The organism is Stenotrophomonas sp. YJH_SMC_25, from assembly GCF_059369595.1.
The window spans coordinates 84,914-101,603 of record NZ_JCAFSV010000015.1; the positions used below are offsets into that span (position 1 = coordinate 84,914).

At 67.3% G+C, this 16,690-nt stretch carries 15 protein-coding genes and 1 pseudogene; 5 read left to right on the forward strand and 11 right to left on the reverse strand.

All coding sequences use genetic code 11. The features are described from left to right. Positions 1-66: 66 nt before the first annotated feature. A complete protein-coding gene (locus tag AC5P7E_RS17885) occupies positions 67-816 on the reverse strand; it encodes a TerC family protein (protein WP_005408127.1) in 750 nt (249 codons plus the stop codon). 33 nt (positions 817-849) lie between these two features. Next, positions 850-1,245, reverse strand: a complete 396-nt coding sequence (locus tag AC5P7E_RS17890; RefSeq protein WP_005408126.1) for a diacylglycerol kinase — start codon at positions 1,243-1,245, stop codon at positions 850-852. A gap of 212 nt (positions 1,246-1,457) precedes the next feature. Between AC5P7E_RS17890 and AC5P7E_RS17895 the strand changes: the two genes are divergently transcribed. Further along, the gene (locus tag AC5P7E_RS17895; protein ID WP_114619022.1) at positions 1,458-2,159 is read left to right on the forward strand and encodes an SGNH/GDSL hydrolase family protein; all 702 of its coding nucleotides are present in this window, start codon (positions 1,458-1,460) and stop codon (positions 2,157-2,159) included. 231 nt (positions 2,160-2,390) lie between these two features. Here AC5P7E_RS17895 and AC5P7E_RS17900 read toward each other — a convergent pair whose 3' ends face one another. The 3 genes from AC5P7E_RS17900 to AC5P7E_RS17910 all read right to left on the reverse strand — a co-directional run bounded on the left by AC5P7E_RS17900 (position 2,391) and on the right by AC5P7E_RS17910 (position 5,264). Continuing rightward, positions 2,391-3,662, reverse strand: a complete 1,272-nt coding sequence (locus AC5P7E_RS17900; RefSeq protein WP_005412286.1) for a sensor histidine kinase — start codon at positions 3,660-3,662, stop codon at positions 2,391-2,393. A gap of 156 nt (positions 3,663-3,818) precedes the next feature. Then, the gene (locus AC5P7E_RS17905; RefSeq protein ID WP_002811889.1) at positions 3,819-4,532 is read right to left on the reverse strand and encodes a response regulator transcription factor; all 714 of its coding nucleotides are present in this window, start codon (positions 4,530-4,532) and stop codon (positions 3,819-3,821) included. 87 nt (positions 4,533-4,619) lie between these two features. Further along, a complete protein-coding gene (locus AC5P7E_RS17910; RefSeq protein ID WP_099490454.1) occupies positions 4,620-5,264 on the reverse strand; it encodes an arylesterase in 645 nt (214 codons plus the stop codon). Positions 5,265-5,339: 75 nt separating this feature from the next. On the opposite strand from AC5P7E_RS17910, the gene AC5P7E_RS17915 reads away from it, so the two are divergent. Both AC5P7E_RS17915 and AC5P7E_RS17920 read left to right on the forward strand, forming a co-directional pair. Next, positions 5,340-5,987: an ABC transporter ATP-binding protein gene (locus AC5P7E_RS17915; protein WP_024957309.1), complete on the forward strand. Its 648-nt coding sequence runs from the start codon at positions 5,340-5,342 to the stop codon at positions 5,985-5,987. Further along, positions 5,984-8,500: an ABC transporter permease gene (locus AC5P7E_RS17920; RefSeq protein ID WP_114619020.1), complete on the forward strand. Its 2,517-nt coding sequence runs from the start codon at positions 5,984-5,986 to the stop codon at positions 8,498-8,500. The genes AC5P7E_RS17915 and AC5P7E_RS17920 overlap by 4 nt, the downstream gene beginning before the upstream one ends. A gap of 107 nt (positions 8,501-8,607) precedes the next feature. On the opposite strand, the gene AC5P7E_RS17925 is transcribed toward AC5P7E_RS17920, so the two are convergent. The 5 genes from AC5P7E_RS17925 to AC5P7E_RS17945 all read right to left on the reverse strand — a co-directional run bounded on the left by AC5P7E_RS17925 (position 8,608) and on the right by AC5P7E_RS17945 (position 14,071). Beyond that, complete coding sequence (locus AC5P7E_RS17925; RefSeq protein WP_088610993.1) at positions 8,608-9,534, reverse strand: DUF6607 family protein; 927 nt, start codon at positions 9,532-9,534, stop codon at positions 8,608-8,610. 73 nt (positions 9,535-9,607) lie between these two features. Beyond that, a complete protein-coding gene (locus tag AC5P7E_RS17930; protein WP_088610994.1) occupies positions 9,608-10,207 on the reverse strand; it encodes a ChuX/HutX family heme-like substrate-binding protein in 600 nt (199 codons plus the stop codon). A 4-nt stretch (positions 10,208-10,211) separates the two neighbouring features. After that, positions 10,212-12,455 (reverse strand): TonB-dependent hemoglobin/transferrin/lactoferrin family receptor, encoded by a 2,244-nt coding sequence (locus AC5P7E_RS17935; RefSeq protein WP_366559854.1) that lies wholly within the window; start codon positions 12,453-12,455, stop codon positions 10,212-10,214. 154 nt (positions 12,456-12,609) lie between these two features. Then, positions 12,610-12,804, reverse strand: coding sequence for a hemin uptake protein HemP (hemP, locus tag AC5P7E_RS17940; protein WP_005412278.1), 195 nt, complete (start codon positions 12,802-12,804; stop codon positions 12,610-12,612). A 295-nt stretch (positions 12,805-13,099) separates the two neighbouring features. Further along, positions 13,100-14,071, reverse strand: a complete 972-nt coding sequence (locus AC5P7E_RS17945) for an aldo/keto reductase (protein ID WP_114619023.1) — start codon at positions 14,069-14,071, stop codon at positions 13,100-13,102. A gap of 193 nt (positions 14,072-14,264) precedes the next feature. On the opposite strand from AC5P7E_RS17945, the gene AC5P7E_RS17950 reads away from it, so the two are divergent. Continuing rightward, positions 14,265-15,563 carry a NupC/NupG family nucleoside CNT transporter gene (locus AC5P7E_RS17950; RefSeq protein ID WP_005408115.1) on the forward strand — a complete coding sequence of 433 codons (1,299 nt, stop codon included), beginning with the start codon at positions 14,265-14,267 and terminating at the stop codon, positions 15,561-15,563. 25 nt (positions 15,564-15,588) lie between these two features. Beyond that, positions 15,589-16,554 (forward strand): ribokinase, encoded by a 966-nt coding sequence (locus tag AC5P7E_RS17955; protein ID WP_005408114.1) that lies wholly within the window; start codon positions 15,589-15,591, stop codon positions 16,552-16,554. Between the two features lie 11 nt (positions 16,555-16,565). On the opposite strand, the pseudogene AC5P7E_RS17960 reads toward AC5P7E_RS17955, so the two are convergent. Continuing rightward, a pseudogene (locus AC5P7E_RS17960) lies at positions 16,566-16,690 on the reverse strand (IS110 family transposase); the annotation flags it as partial.

Here is a 16,690-nt window from a genome sequence, read left to right on the forward strand (position 1 = left end):
TGCCCCCACAAACGCAGAACCCCCGGTCGGGCCGGGGGTTCTGAGGGACTTACATGCCAGAGGCGCTTACCAGTTACCAGCGCCCGGCACGTTGTGCTCGCGGGCGCGACGGCGCATCAGCAGGTTCAGCCATTCCACCAGCACCGAGAAGCCCATCGCGGCGTAGATGTAGGGCTTGGGCACGTGCACGTCCAGGCCGTCCAGGATCAGCACCGCACCGATCATCAGGATGAAGGCCAGCGCCAGCATCTTCACTGTCGGGTTGGCGTCGATGAAGCGGCCCAGCGGGTTGGCGGCCAGCAGCATCACCAACACCGACAGCAGAATGGCGGCGACCATGACCGGGATGTGGTCGGCGATGCCAACCGCGGTGATCACCGAGTCCAGCGAGAACACGATGTCGATCACCGCGATCTGCGCGATCACGTAGCCGAACACGGCCGAGGCCTTGGTGGTGCTCGGATCTTCATCCTCGCCGCCGCTGATCAGTTCCTTGATCTCCATGCAGCCCTTGATGATCAGGAACAGGCCACCGACGATCAGCACCAGGTCACGGATGGAGATGCCCATGCCGGCCACCGTGAACAGGTTGGCCGCCATGTGCGCCAGATACGCCAGCGACACCAGCAGACCGATACGGGTAATGCAAGCCACGGCGATACCGAGCTTGCGTGCGAACGGGCGACGCTCTTCCGGCAGCTTGCTGACCGCGATGGAAATGAACACCAGGTTGTCGATGCCGAGCACGATTTCCAGCGCGCTGAGCGTGAACAGGGTTACCCAGGCATTGGGGTCGGCGAGGAACTCAAAGGACATGGAATCTCTTCAAGGCAGTGGGGGAATGGGGTTTCAGCCGTAGCTGCCGGCCAGCGCGTGCGGAACCACGACCAGGGCCCAGCACAACAGCACGTTCATCATCAGCACGAACACCGCCGCCGAGCCCATGTCCTTGGCGCGGCCAGCCAACTCGTGGATTTCGCTGCCGTAACGTTCGATCACCGCTTCGATGGCCGAGTTGGCCAGTTCCATCGCCAGCACCAGCAGCATCGAACCGATCATCAGCGCACGCTCGACCGGCGTCTGCCCCAGCCAGACCGCGACCGGCGCCAGCAGGATCAGCAGGTAGACCTCCAGCCGGAACGACGATTCGTGCAGCCAGGCGGCGCGCAGGCCCTGCCAGGACCAGCGGGCGGCCTGGAAGATGCGGCGCGGGCCGCGGGGCAGATGACCGAACTGATCAGCCACGGGTGGAACATCCAGCAACAGGGGCGCGGCGCAGCGACCGCTCAGACGCACGGCAGGGAATCATGGGTGCACAGGGATAGGCAGATGGCCGCCATTTTGCCACAAGGCCGCCAGCCGCATCCCGGCACCGGCCCGGTGAATGGACCGCCAGGGGCAAGCCCCGGCCCGCCCCAGCTTCTATGATGGCGTTCCCTTCCCTGCTGGAGCGCCTGATGTCCCGTCGCCGTACCTGCCTGCTGATGCTGGGCCTGCTGACCGCCGCACCGCTGGCCCAGGCCTTGGGCCCGACCACGTCGCCCCGGGTACCCGAACAGGTCTCCAACGTGGCCTGGGCCGGCGACATGGCCCGGTTCGCCAGCGCCGACCAGGCCAACCCGCCGCCCCGCGGTGGCATCGAATTCATCGGCAGCTCCTCCATCCGCTTCTGGGAGAGCCTGGCCACCGACTTCCCCGGCCAGCCTGTATTCAACCGCGGTTTCGGCGGCTCGGAAGTGCGCGACAGCACCTGGTATGCCGGCCAGATCGTGGTGCCGTATGCGCCGTGCAAGGTGTTCTTCTACGCCGGTGACAACGACCTCAACAGCGGCCGCACCGCGACCCAGGTGCGCGACGACGTGGTCGCCTTCGTGCAGCGCGTGCATCGCGACCTGCCGAAGACCAAGGTCGAGTACCTGTCGATCAAGCCGAGCCCGTCGCGTGCGCACCTGCTGCCGGCGATCAACGAGGCCAACACGCTGATCAAGGCCGCGCTGGCCAAGCTGCCCAACACCGGCTTCACCGATATCTACACGCCGATGCTGGGCGCGGATGGCCAGCCGGATGCGAAGCTGTTCCGCGAAGACATGCTGCACATGACCCCGGCCGGGTATGACATCTGGACCAAGGCGCTGGCGCCGAAGGTCAACTGCAACTGAGCAACCCCATCCACGCATGGCGTGGATGTACTGCGGATCGCGGGAAACTGTCGAAGGCGGGGCGGTGTGGGTTTGCAGGACCGTTGGCGCCATGGATGGCGCCATCGAGCCCCCATGGACGGGTTTACGGCGTGTCCTGCAAACCCACACCGCCCCGCCATTCCACGGAATGCCCGCTTTTGATGTTGATGTTGCCTCGGCGGGTGCCGGGCGCAGCCCGGCAAAATCCCTCTACCGGAAGATCACCGTTGCCTCGGTGCCCTGACCCGGCTCGCTGGCCAGGCTGACCTTCCAGCCGAAGCGATCACACAGCCTGCGTACGATCGACAGGCCCAGGCCGGTACCCTGCGGCCGGCTGGGTTCGGCGCGATAGAACGGTTCGAACGCCCGCGACAGCGCTTCGGGGGACATGCCGATGCCGGTATCGTGCACCACCACCCGATCGTTGTGCACATGCACGTCGATGCGCCCCTCGTCGGTGTAGCTGCATGCATTGCGCACCAGGTTGCTGACCACCACCTGCAGCACCCGCGGCGGCGCATGCAGCTGCACCGGGCCATCGCTGTGCAGGTGCACCGACACCGGGCGAGCCCCCAGCAGTTCGTTGGCGTTGTCCACTTCATAGCGGACGATGTCGTTGACGTCGAACAGCTCGATCTGCGGTTCGACGTCTGCCTCGCGGGCCAGGATCAGGAACGCATCGATCACCGCTTCCATGTCGCGGCCGGCCCGCTGGATGCGCTGCAGGCTGCGGCGCAGGCGCGGCTGCAGGCTTTCATCACCCAGTGCCATGTCGCTGGCAACGCGGATGACGGTCAGCGGCGTGCGCAGTTCATGGCTGGCATCGCGGGTGAAGTTGCGCTCGCGTGCCACGTGCGCGCTGACCCGGTTGGCCAGCGAGTGCAACGCGGCCGCCAGCTGCCGGGTCTCGCCCTGCATGTCCGCCGGCAGCTTGTTGGGCTCCAGGTCGGCCGCTTCCGGATGCCCCGGGTCCCAGCGCGAGACGCGCCGAGCCAGCCAGTTCACCGGCGACACCAGGCGCTTGGACGCGCGGTAGGTCACCCAGCTGGCGCCATACACCGCCAGCAGGGTCAGCAGCACCGGCACGATGCCGAACCAGAACGCCAGCATCTCTGCGCGCGAGCGCAGGAACACCAGGTACAGGCGGCCAGCCGGGCGCACATCAACCAGCACCAGCTGGTCGTCCTTGGGCAGTTCGTGGAAGCCGGGCTCCAGATTGCGCAGGTTGGCCGGCAACGACAGTGCCGACTGCCCGCTTTCCAGCAGGTAGCCGCGGATGTTCTGGGTATTGGGCGGCGGCTGCACCGGGGACGCTTCGTGCAGCGTCCAGTAGTACGCCGCCTCCTCGCGCAGGGCAGCGCCCACCAGGCTGTGCTTGATCACCAGCGAGACCAGCCACGCACCCAGCAGGATGCCCAGGCTGGCCAGCACTGCCTGCAGGATGAAGGCGATACGGATCTTGCGCGGCAGGCCGTGCGGCATTGCGGAGTCCCGGTCAGAGCGCTGCGATTATAGGCAGCGCGCCACGCCGTGCGGGTGCATGGGCGATGACCGGCGGCAACGCCGGCCGGTCATGCCCTGCCCTCGTACGTGGCCACAACCCGGCCGGGCCTGCTGCTGCACCGGCGAGTATCCTGCTCAGGCCATCGGCTGGGCGATGTCGGCAATGCGGTAGCCGGCACTCTGCACGGTGTGCAGCAGCGGACGGTCGAACGGCTTGTCGATGATCTTGCGCAGGTTGTACAGGTGGCTGCGCAGGGTGTCCGAATCCGGCAGGCCATTGCCCCAGATCTCGCGCTCGATCTCCTGGCGGGTGACCACGCGCGGCGATTCGCGCATCAGGATGGTCAGCAGGCGCAGGCCGATCGGCGAAAGCTGCAGCTCGGTGCCGGCACGGGTCGCACGCATGCTGACCGGATCGAGCACCAGGTCGGCCACCTTCAGCACTTCCGAACCGACCTGGCGACGTTCGCGACGGATCAGCGCGCGCAGGCGGGCTTCCAGCTCCTGGATCGCGAACGGCTTGGTCAGGTAGTCATCGGCACCGAAACCCAGGCCGGTGAGCTTGTCGTCCAGCGTGTCGCGTGCAGTGAGCATCAGCACCGGGGTGGACTTGCGCGCATCGTTGCGCAGGCGACGGCACACTTCGATGCCATCCAGGCGCGGCAACATCAAGTCGAGCACCACGACGTCATAGCTGTTCTCCGCCGCAAGGCGGTAGCCATCCAGGCCGTCCTGTGCATAGTCGACTTCGAAGCCGCGACCTTCCAGGTATTCCCCGATCATCTCGGAGATGTTGCGGTTGTCTTCGACCACCAGCACCAAGCCGGAGGTCTCCTTCGTCTGACGCATGTGATTCCCTCTAACTTCAGCTTTGTGAAACATGCCGGATCGACGGTGGACGCGATGTGAAGTTCCGTCAAGAGGTAAACAAACGGTTCAGAGCAGCGGCCTGAGCAGCGGCCAGACGTTGTCCAGCACCTTTGACTGCGCCTGTGCGGTCGGGTGCAGGCCGTCGGCCTGCATCATGCCCGGCTGCAGGGCCACCCCCTCCAGCAGGAAGGGCAGCAGCGGCACCTTGTACTGCGTGGCCAGCGCCCTGTAGGCCGCCGCCAGGCGCTGGCGATAGGCCGGCCCGTAGTTGGGCGGCACGTCAATGCCCAGCAGCAGCACCTTCGCGCCGGCCTTCTGGCTGGCCTGCACCATCTTTCCCAGGTTGCCCTGCACCTGCGCCGGGGTCAGCCCGCGCAGTGCGTCGTTGCCGCCAAGGGCGATCACTACCACGGTCGGCTTTTCCTTCGCCAGCAGGCCCGGCAGGCGGGTCAGCGCGCCGGCGGTGGTCTCGCCGCTCATGCTGGCGTTGACGATGCGCGCCGGGGTTTTCGACTGCTGCCTGACCCGCTGCTGCAGCAGGCTGACCCAGCCGGCGTCGGCAGGGATATTGTGGGCAGCACTGAGGCTGTCGCCGAGCACCAGCACGGTGCCGGCCGGACCTTTGGCACAGGCCAGCCCCGGCAACAGCAGGAACCCTAGCAGCAGCACCATCATCGCGCCGGCTCGCCGGCTCCATCCCGTCTTGCGCATTGGAGTCTCCTCATCGACAGCCTGTCCCCCCGCAGCGCGCCCGTCGCCATCGCCGTCGACCAGGTCGGCAAGTCCGTGCAGGGCCCGGAGGGTGAAGTCCACATACTGGACAACATCACCCTGACGGTCCATGAAGGCACCAGCGTGGCCATCGTCGGCGCCTCCGGTTCCGGCAAGACCACCCTGCTCGGCCTGCTGGCCGGGCTGGACCTGCCCAGTCGCGGCCGCATCGCGCTGGCTGGCCAGGACCTGTCGGCGCTGGACGAGGAGGCCCGCGCCCAGCTGCGCGCGCGTGAGGTCGGCTTCGTGTTCCAGAGTTTCCACCTGCTGCCGGCGCTGACCGCCGCCGAGAATGTCGCGCTGCCGCTGGAACTGGCCGGACGCGAAGACCGGGCGCGGGTCGATGAAGTGCTGGCCCAGGTCGGGCTGGCCCATCGCGCCCGCCACTATCCGCGCCAGTTGTCGGGCGGCGAGCAGCAACGCGTAGCATTGGCACGTGCGTTCGTCACCCGCCCGCGCATCCTGTTCGCCGACGAACCGACCGGCTCGCTGGACCACGCCACCGGCCAGCACATCAGCGACCTGCTGTTCGAACTCAACGCCGGCAGCGGCACCACTCTGGTGCTGGTCACCCACGACCTGCGCCTGGCCCAGCGCTGCCAGTACATCCACCGCATCGACAACGGCCGCCTGCTGCCGGTCGAGCGTGGGGCGCAGGCATGAACCTGCTGCGGCATGCGTGGCGCGCGCTGCGCCGCGAGGCGCTGGCCGGTGACCTGCTGACCGTGTTCGCCGCACTGGTGCTGGGCGTGGCGGTGATGACCGCGGTCGGCACGCTGGTGAACCGGGTCAACCTGGCACTGACCGGCAGCGCGGCGGAGATGCTCGGCGGCGACCTCGGCATCGCCGGGCGCGATGACCCGCCGCAGGCATTCGCCGACGAGGCGCAGCGGCGTGGACTGGCCTTCACCCGCACCGCCAGCTTCGGCAGCGTGCTGTTCAACGGTGATGCCAGCCAGATGGCCAGCATCAAGGCAGTGCAGGCGGGCTATCCGCTGCGTGGCGCGCTGAGGGTGCGCAGCACGCCCGGTGGCGCGCTGATTGCCAACGCCGGCATGCCGCCCAAGGGCCAGGCCTATGCCGACCCGCGCCTGCTGCATGGGCTGGGACTGAAGGCCGGCGATGACCTCGAATTCGGCGCCGGCACGCTGCGCATCGCCGGCATCATCGAGACCGAGCCGGATGCCGGCGGCGACCTGCTGACGCTCTCCCCCACTCTGCTGGTCAACCGCGCCGATGTGGAAGGCACAGGCCTGCTCGGTCCGGGCAGCCGCATCAACTACCGACTGATGTTTGCCGGATCAGCCGACCAGATCGCCGCGCTGCGGCAATGGCTGCTGCCGCAGGTGAAGGGCCTTCGCCTGCTGAGCGTGGACGACACCCAGCGCGGCGTGCGCCAGGCCTTTGATCTTGCCGGGCGCTTCCTCGGCCTGAGCGCGCTGCTGGCGGTATTGCTGGCCGGCGTGGCGACCGCGCTGGCGGCCAACCGTTTTGCCCTGCGCCGCATCGACCAGGTGGCGATCCTGCGCTGCCTGGGCGCGCGCCAGCGCGACATCCTGCTTGGCCTGGCGCTGCAGCTGCTGATGCTGGCGGTGCCGGCCTGTGCGCTCGGCATCGGCCTGGGCATGGCCGCGCAGGAAGGCCTGGTGCAGGTACTGGGCAGCCTGGTGCCGCAGCGCCTGCCGCTGCCGGAAGCGATGCCGGCGCTGACCGGCGCCGGCATCGGCCTGTTGCTGCTGTTCGGCTTCGGCCTGCCGCCGCTGCTGCGCCTGCGCGGGGTGCCGCCGATGCGCGTGCTCAACCGCTCCTTCGCCGCCCTGCCCCCGGCCTCGCTGCTGGCCTACGTAGCGGCGCTGGCGGCCAGCCTGCTGCTGGCGGTGCAGGTGACCGGTGATCTCAAGCTGGCGCTGTGGGTGCTGGGCGGCCTGGCCGCGTTGGCGGTGGCGGCCGGCGTGGTCGGTTTCGTGCTGCTGCAGCTGCTGCGCGGCCTGCAGCACCGTCTGCACGGCCACTGGCGGCTGGGCCTGGCGGCGCTGACCCGGCGCCGGATGCTGGCGGTGATGCAGCTGGTCGGGCTGTCGCTGTCGCTGTGCGCGCTGTTGCTGCTGGCGGTGACCGGCCCCGGCCTGCTGCAGCAGTGGCGCGAGCGACTGCCTGCGGACACGCCGAACTACTTCCTGATCAACATCCAGCCCGAACAGCGCGACAGCGTGCTGGCCGCGCTGCGTGGACTGGGCGCCAACGACGCCAGCATCGAACCGATGGCCACCGGCCGCCTGATCGCGATCAACGGCAAGCCGCCGCTGCGCGTGGATCGCTCGCCGGACCAGAGCGGGCAGCCGGCGTCAGGCGAAGCCCAGCGCGATGACGACGACGAGAACCGGCCGTTGAACTTCAGCTGGCGCAGCAGCTTCCCGCCGGCCAACACGCTGATGAACGGCACCTTCTGGACGCCCGACAGCACGGCGGCGGAGGCGTCGGTTGAAATCGGCTGGGCCAAGCGCTACGGCGTGTATCCGGGCGACCGCATCACCATTGCAGTTGGCGAGCAGGAGCGCGAGTTCACCGTGACCAGTGTGCGCAAGGCCGACTGGAACACCTTCCGGCCGAACTTCTTCGTGCTGCTGAATCCGAATGCGGTGGGCGACACCCCGCACAACCTGCTGTCGGCATTCCACCTGTCGGCCGGCAAGGCAGCCGGACTGGGCGAGCTGATACGCGCGCAGCCCAACCTGTCGCTGCTGGACGTGGACGCGGTGATCTCGCAGGTGCGCGATGTGATGGAGCGGGTGGCACAGGCGGTGCAGCTGGTGATGGTGTTCAGCCTGCTGGCCGGCGTGCTGGTGCTGCTGGCCGCACTGCAGGCCACGGCGGGCGAGCGCCGCTACGACAGCGCGGTGCTGCGCACGCTGGGCGCGACCCGGCGCCAGCTGCGTGGCGCGGTACTGGTGGAATTCGGCGCGCTGGGCACGCTGGCCGCGTTGCTGGCGGTGGGCGCCGCGGCTGCGATCGGCGTGGCGGTCTCGCAGAAGGTGTTCGAGCTGCCGTTGCTGCCGCCGTGGCCGGGCCTGCTGGTCGGCGGCGTGGTCGGCATCGGGCTGAGCCTGCTGGCGGGCTGGTGGGGTACGCGGGCGATCCTGCATACGCCACCGGCATTGGCGCTGCGCGAGGCCTGAGGCGGCGCCGGACCGGGGCGCGTGCCGAGCAAGCTCGGCACCTACCAAGAGCCCAGGACGGCGCTGCCAGTGTTCAAGGAACAAGCACATCCACGCATGGCGTGGATCTACTGGGCCTTTTCCACGTACTTGGCGAACACGTCGTCAATCTGCTTGTCCTTCACCTTCTTGCCGGCCTGGATCTCTTCGGCCTGGGTGAACAGCGGAATGATCATCGCCATGCCGTCGATCCTGGTCTTCAGGTGCACGCCGGGGGCCTGGGTCAGGAAACCGTCCCAGCGCTGGCGCACCTTGGCCCAGTAACCGGCGGTGGCCTGCCAGTAGTTGCGCGCCGGGGTGAAGTCGACCTCGGTGGTCTTCACGTAGTCGTTGAAGCCGAACTCGCGTGCGATCTCCACCTGGCTGCCATCGGCGTTGCGCTGCACCTTGGTGTTGAACTGTTCGTGGGTCCAGCCATTGGGCGTGAGCGTGTGGCGGTTGACCACGGCCAGCGCGTTGTAGTCGCTGCGCTTGGTGTACTCACGGCGCGGCAGCGGGCGCCAGCTCAGGTCGCTGGTCCAGCTCGGCACGTTGTTGGTGTAGGTCCAGGTGCCGGTGCCGCAGTAGCGCGGTGCGTCGCTCACTTCGTACACGCACTGGGTCCAGGCGCCCTGGTTCACCGCCGACGGAATACTGCGCACCTTCCAGGTCTGGTCGGCGCTGAACTCGAAACGGTTCGGTGCTTCGTACACCCAGTCCTGGCGCCAGTGCTTGGTGATGTGGCCGCTCTTTTCATCCAGCAGCAGGTGCTGCAGCACGATGCGCTTCGGGGTGTCCTCGACCACGATGACCACTTCACTGCCGCCGCTGCGCATCGCCGGTGCACGCTCGTAGCCCGGCTTCAGCAGCACGGTCTCGTCGAAGGCGAAGTCCACGGTGTACTCACCCTGCATGGCGAGGATGCTGTCGTGGTCGCGGGCGATATCGGAGGGCTGCGCGCTGGCCACGCCGCTGGCGGCGAGCAGCAGCATGGCGCTGGCTGTCTGGAGCTTCATCGGGGTCTTCCTTCGGGGTTGCAGATTCATTGAGGGGCCATCCGTGGCCAACGGGCGTTCCATCAGGAGAGGGTCACAGGCGGATCAGCGGCAGGTCGCCGGGAATCTGGGGCGCCGGACGCCTGGCGGCGTCGGCACAGCAGCAGTCGTCGATCGCCAGCTCGCCTTCAGCACCTTCCAGGCGTGCGATGCGGCGCGCGGTGGCCGCGCCCAGCGAGGACAGGGTCGACAGACTGGCGGCCAGCGTGCGTCCGTCGTCGGCGGCATGCAGGCGCAGCGCGCACAGGCGCCAGCGCTGGCCGCCAAGATGGCCGGCCAAACGCCGCCACAGGCGTTCGCCAACGCTCGCCTCGCTGTCGTGTTCCGGTCCCGGCGGCAGCGCCGCGACCAGACGGTCCCAGGCCAGGAAATCGCTGTCGGGCAGCAGGTACAGGCGCCACACGCAGCGGCCGCGGCCATCAAGGAAGCACAGGCTTTCGCGCAGGCCCTCGCTGTCCACGCCCTGGCAGGCGTGTACGCCTACGGCCTGGCGCCAGCCGCCCAGCTCGTTGCCGTCGGCGTGGTACAGGCACAACACGGTGCCGAGCGTGGCCAGCTGTGCCGGGGTCGGCCAGGCCGCGCTGTTCGGCGCGGCGATGGAGTCATTCCTGCGTGCGGACAAGGCTCGGCTCATGAGGTCACCAGGAAACGGCAAGGCTGGCGGACAAGGTGCGGCCCGGGCTGCTGAAACGATCGCTCAGTGCGCGATCGGTGATCAGGCTCGGGGTGATCGACGACCATTCGATGTAGCGCTTGTCGGCCAGGTTGAACACGCCGACATTGAAGGTGGCACCCGGCGCGAAGTTCCAGTGCGCCATCAGGTCCAGCACGCCGTAGCCGGCCGGCTGGTAGACGAACGGCGCCGGTGCGTTCGGATTGGTCTGCGCCGCAGGCGGCGGCAGGCGCTTCTTGCGCTGCACGAAGGTACCGGCCAGTTCGACGCCCCAGGTATCGGTGTCGTACATCAGGCCCAGCGTGCCACGCAGCGGATCGACCGAGGCCAGCGGTTCGTCATCGGTCCGGTTGTCACCACGCGACCATGCCAACGCACTGCGCAGCGCCCAGCCCTTCAGCGCCGGGCTGAGTTCGCCGAACTCGATGCCGGCCTTCATTTCCGCGCCATAGATGCGCGCGTCGGCGATGTTCTGCGACTGGAACACGGTCAGACCCTGTGCGTTGCGACCGGTATCGACGTTGGACTGGATGAAATCCTTGTAATCGTTGTAGTAGCCGCTGACGCTGACGTACGCCGCCGGCGCGATGAAGCGCAGGCCCATTTCGTAACCGTCGCTGGTTTCCGGCTTCAGATCCGGGTTGGCGATGGCGGTATAGCGGAAGGCGACGTTGGTCAGGCCGATGTTGACGTCGTTGTACGGCGGCGAACGGAAGCCACGCGCATAACCGGCGAACAGCGACCATTCGTCGGTGAAGCGCCAGACCATGCCCAGCTTCGGCGACACGCTGGTCTTCTTCAGCTGCGCCACGGCCGTGGTCGGGTTGTCTTCGGCGAAGATGCTGTCCACTTCCGGCTTCAGCTCGTAGCGGTCCACGCGCACGCCCGGCACCAGCGACAGCCTGCCATCGGCAAAGCGCATCTCATCTTGTGCATACAGGCCCAGCTCGGTGGTCTTGCTGATCGGGAAGTCACGCACCGGGAAGGTGTCCGGCAGCACCGTGTTGCTGACCACGCCAGCCTTGCTGACCTGATAGCCGTCGCGCTTCTGGCGGATCTCGGTACGGGTGCCTTCGAAACCGTAGGTCAATGCGTGCTCGACGCTGCCGGTGGTGAACGCCTTGTTGAACTGCGCCTGCAGGCCATAGGCATGCTGGTCGAAGGAGAACACGCGGTGGCGGCGGGTGCCGTCGGTGCGGGTCTCGTCGGTCTGCTGCCGGGTTTCGCTGTTCTGCGCGTACACCTGCCAATGCAGGCTGTCGGCGAACGGCTGGTCCAGCGCATCCATCTCGTGGGCGAAGGACACGCGGTTGCGCTTCTGGGTGTCGTGGGACTTCATGCCAGTGGCCGCAGCCATCGCGCCGGGGCGCGGTGCAACGCTGGCGATCGCCGACAGCACATTGGTATCGGTCGTGTCTTCGTTGCCTTCCACGGTCAAGCGGAAGCGCTGGTCCTCGCTGGGTGCATAGACCAGTTTGCTGAGCAGGCTGCGGCCGTCGCGATCCTGCGGATTGGACGCGGTGCGGGTGTCGTTGTCGCTGCGCACCGTGCCCTTGTTGTCCGTTTCCTGGCCCTGGTGATGGTTGACGTTGACCAGGCCGCTCCAGTGGTCGCCACCGAAGGCGGCGGTGGCACCGCCGAGCAGGCCCTTCCACTCACCGTCGTAGCCGAACTTCAGGCCGAAGTAGCTGTTCTTGCCGTCCTTGAGATAGTCGGCCGGGTCTTTGGTCACGAACGCGACCACGCCACCGAGTGCGTCGGAGCCGTACAGCGAGCTGGCCGGTCCACGCACGATCTCGACGCGCTTGAGCGTATCGAGGTCGGTGAAGTTGCGGTTGGAACTGGCGAACGAACCGATGTCGAACCGGGTCGGCATGACGATGCCGTCGGTCTGGATGCGCACGCGGTTGCCGTCCAGGCCACGGATGCGGAAACCATCCAGGCCGAAGCGGGTCGCGCTGCGGGTGACCGACAGGCCCGGCTCGTAGCGCACCAGATCCTTGATGTCCTGCACCAGGTGCCGGTCCATCTGCTCACGGTCGATGACATCCACCGTTGCCGCCACGTCGCTCACCGCCCGCTCGGTGCGGGTGGCAGTGACCTGCACCCGATCGAATTCGCGCGCATCGGGGGCAGCAGTGGCAGCAGCGTGGGCGGACAGCGGCAGCGCCATCCAGACAGCAAGGCAAAGGGCGGTATGGCGGGTCATCTGGGTTCGTTCGGTCAGGCAGGGGAACCCCCGGTTACCGGCACACCCGGAAGGTGCACGCGGTAGACCGAGGGGGAGAGAGCGGGAGCGGACGGGTCGCCCACCCTGTCGGCGCTGCCGGCAGGAGGGAGGGAGGCGGGCGACCAGACCGCGATTACTTGGTCAGGATCAGCTTGTCGTTGCTGGTGTGCCGCAGGCGATAGAAGCGGTCGCCGTGCTGGATCAGGATTTCACGACGGCCCTTGAGCAGGGCTTCGCTGTCGATGACCTCTTCCGGCGGAACGACGCGGACCGGTCGATCGCGGAGGGTCAGCGTTTCGGGGCGCAGCAGTACAGGTTGAGCATTCATGAGCATCTGGACTCGTGCGAGGGACGAGTTAAATGATAATGATTCTCAGTTGACAATCAACAACCATTCTCAATTTCATTAATGGGATTAATGATCGAATTCCGTAATTCGATAGATCGCATCAATTAAATGGCGGGACAGGTGTGTAGAGTCGACTGTTAGTCGACTGCTGTTGCTCGAAGCAGTCGGTTATTCGAAGCAGTCGACTGACAGTCGACTCTACCGTTCCCGTTCCCGTCCCGTTCCCTCGGCCGAACCGGCCCGACCGAGGCCCCAGGCCCGGTCGGCCCGGGGTTCAGGCGAAAGCGGCTTCGACGTCGGCCCAGCCGGCCGCGTCGACCTGCTCCAGCACGTCCAGTGCCTGCAGGTTCTGCAGCAGCTGGCTGACCCGGCTGGCGCCGAGGATCACGCTGGAAACGTTCGGGTTGCGCAGGCACCAGGCGATGGCCAGCGTGGCCGGGGCGTGGCCCAGCGCGCGTGCCACCTCGCTGAAGCGCCGCACCTGGCCCAGGCGGGCCCCGGCGTCGGCCCCCAGCACCAGGTCCTGCAACCATTCCATGCCTTCCCGCCCCAGCCGTGCATCGGCCGGAATGCCCTGGTCGTACTTGCCGGTGAGCAGGCCCGACGCCAGCGGCGAGAAGATGGTGGTACCCAGGCCGGCACCGGCATACAGCGGCGCGTACTCGACCTCGACCCGCTCGCGGTGCAGCAGGTTGTACTGCGGCTGCTCCATCGACGGGCCCTGCAGGTTGTGCGCTTTGGCGATGTCCAGCGCCTGCTGGATCTGCGCCGCCGACCACTCCGAGGTGCCCCAGTAAAGGATCTTGCCCTGCCGCACCAGGGTGTCCATGGCGTGCACGGTCTCGGCGATCGGCGCGTCCGGATCCGGCCGGTGGCAGTAGTAAAGGTCCAGGTAGTCCACCCGCAGGCGCTTGAGTGCAGCGTGGCAGGCGTCGGTCACGTGCTTGCGCGACAGCCCGCGCTGGGTCGGCCGCGGGTCCTTGGCGCTGCCGAAAAACACCTTGCTGGACACGCAGAAACCGTCGCGCGGCAGGCGCAGGTCGGCGATCACGTCACCCATGACCTGTTCGGCACGGCCGTTGGCATAGCCCTCGGCGTTGTCGAAGAAGTTGACACCATGATCCCAGGCGGCGGCCACCAGGTTGCGCGCCTCATCACGCGGGATCTGGTCACCGAAGGTCACCCAGGCGCCGAAGGAAAGGGCGGAAATCGGCAGGCCGGTGGAGCCCAGGCGACGGTATTGCATGCGAATCTCCTGCTGCGGGCCCGCATCCGGGCCGGGATCGACCCCCATTCTACCTGCCGCCGCCAGCCGCAAGCCCTTGCCGTTGCTGGCCTGATCGGTACCGTTGGCCGCGCGCACGCTGCTTTTTCTTGCCCCGGCCCCTGCCCTGCACTAGGCTTCCCGTTTTTCGCGACGCCCCAGGGGAGTCACTCACATGGTCGAAGGTTTGGGCAGGATCGGCTTCGGCCTGTTCGGGTTGGCGGTGCTGATCGGCATCACCTGGTTGTTTTCCAATAACAAGCGCGCGGTTGACTGGAAGCTGGTTGCCACCGGTATCACCCTGCAGATCGCCTTCGCGGCGCTGGTGATCCTGGTGCCGGGCGGGCGCGACGTGTTCGACGCGCTGGGCCACGGCTTCGTCAAGGTGCTGAGCTTCGTCAACGAGGGTTCCGGTTTCATCTTCGGCTCGTTGATGGACACCAAGAATTACGGCTTCATCTTCGCCTTCCAGGTGCTGCCGACCATCATCTTCTTCTCGGCGCTGATGGGGGTGATGTACCACCTGAACATCATGCAGGCGATCGTGCGCGTGATGGCGTGGGCGATCACCAAGGTCATGCGTGTGTCCGGTGCGGAAACCACCAGCGTCTGCGCCAGCGTCTTCATCGGCCAGACCGAGGCGCCGCTGACCGTGCGCCCGTACATCGCCAGGATGACCCAGTCCGAGCTGCTGACCATGATGATCGGCGGCATGGCACACATCGCCGGCGGCGTGCTGGCGGCCTACGTGGGCATGCTTGGCGGCGGCGACCCAGCGCAGCAGGCCTTCTACGCCAAGCATCTGCTGGCGGCCAGCATCATGGCCGCGCCGGCCACCTTGGTCGTGGCCAAGCTGCTGATCCCGGAAACCGGCACCCCGCTCACCCGCGGCACGGTGAAGATGGAAGTCGAAAAGACCTCCAGCAACATCATCGACGCGGCTGCGGCCGGCGCCGGCGACGGCCTGAAGCTGGCGCTGAACATCGGCGCGATGCTGCTGGCCTTCATCGCCCTGATCGCGCTGCTGAACGCCCCGCTGACCTGGATCGGTGAAGTGACCGGTCTGGCTGCGCAGATCGGCAAGCCGACCAACCTGTCGACCATCTTCGGCTACCTGCTGGCCCCGATCGCCTGGGTGATCGGTACGCCGTGGGCCGATGCCACCACCGTCGGTTCGCTGATCGGCCAGAAGGTCGTGATCAACGAGTTCGTGGCCTACACCGAGCTGTCGCAGATCGTGAACGGCCAGGTGGCTGGCGTCAGCCTGTCCAGCGAAGGTCGCCTGATCGCGACCTACGCGCTGTGCGGCTTCGCCAACTTCAGCTCGATCGCGATCCAGATCGGCGGCATCGGTGGCCTGGCCCCGGAACGTCGCCACGACCTGGCCAAGTTCGGCCTGCGCGCGGTGCTGGGCGGTACCATTGCCACCTTCATGACGGCGACCATCGCCGGCGTGCTGACGCACTTCAGTTGAACCCTTGGTTGAGAAAAGATTCCCTATGAGCAGCAGTGTCGTTGTCGTCGGTTCCTTCAATGTCGATCACGTGTGGCGGTGCGAGTCGCTGCCGGCACCGGGCGCGACCATTGCCGGCCGCTACAGCACCGGCCCCGGTGGCAAGGGCTTCAACCAGGCCGTGGCGGCCTGCCGCGCCGGTGCCGAGACGCACTTCGTGTGCGCGCTGGGCGACGACGCCGGTGGCGCCACCGCGCGCGAACTGGCGGCGCAGGATGGTTTCGGCCTCATCGCCGAAGCCAGCAGCGAACCGACCGGCACCGCCGGCATCTACGTCGATGCCCGTGGCCGCAACACCATCGTGATCGGCCCGGGTGCCAACGCTGCGCTGAGCACCGACTTCCTGCAACAGCAGCAGGCCCTGCTGACCGGCGCCAGGGTGGTGCTGGTGCAGCTGGAATCGCCGGTGCAGACCATCGAAGCGGCACTGGCCACGGCCCGCGAGGCCGGCGTCACCACCGTGCTCAACACCGCACCGGCCGATGCCCCCTCGACCATCGGCCTGCTCAAGCTGGCCGATGTGATCACCCCGAACGAGACCGAGTTCGCTGCCCTGCTCGGCCGCCATGTCGGTGAGCGGGTGGATGCCAACGACGTCGCCGCGCTGGATGGCGCCAGCCTGCACGCGCTGTGCCGCAAGCTGGTCGGCAACGGTACCGTGGTGGTCACCCTGGGTTCGGTGGGCGTGTTCGTGTCGCATGCCGACGAGAACCTGCGCGGCGATACCCAGCCGTACTACCGCGTGGGCGCCGAACAGGTACAGGCCATCGACACCACCGGTGCCGGTGACGCCTTCAACGGTGCGCTGGCCGCGTCGCTGGCGCAGGTGGCCGACGCCCCGTTCGCCCGCCACGTGCGCTTCGCCAACCAGTTCGCCGGTCGCTCGACCGAGAAGGAAGGCGCTGCAGCGGCGATGCCGCGCTTCACCCCGGCCGACGCCGAAGCAAAGTAGCAACTGTCTTGTCAGGGGCAGCCGAGGGCCACCTCGGCGTCTCGCTTACGGGCGTTGAGGATCACCAGCATTTTGCGCATGACCGCCACGAGCGCCACCTTGCTCGCTTTGCCCTTGGCCTTCAGGCCAGCGTAAA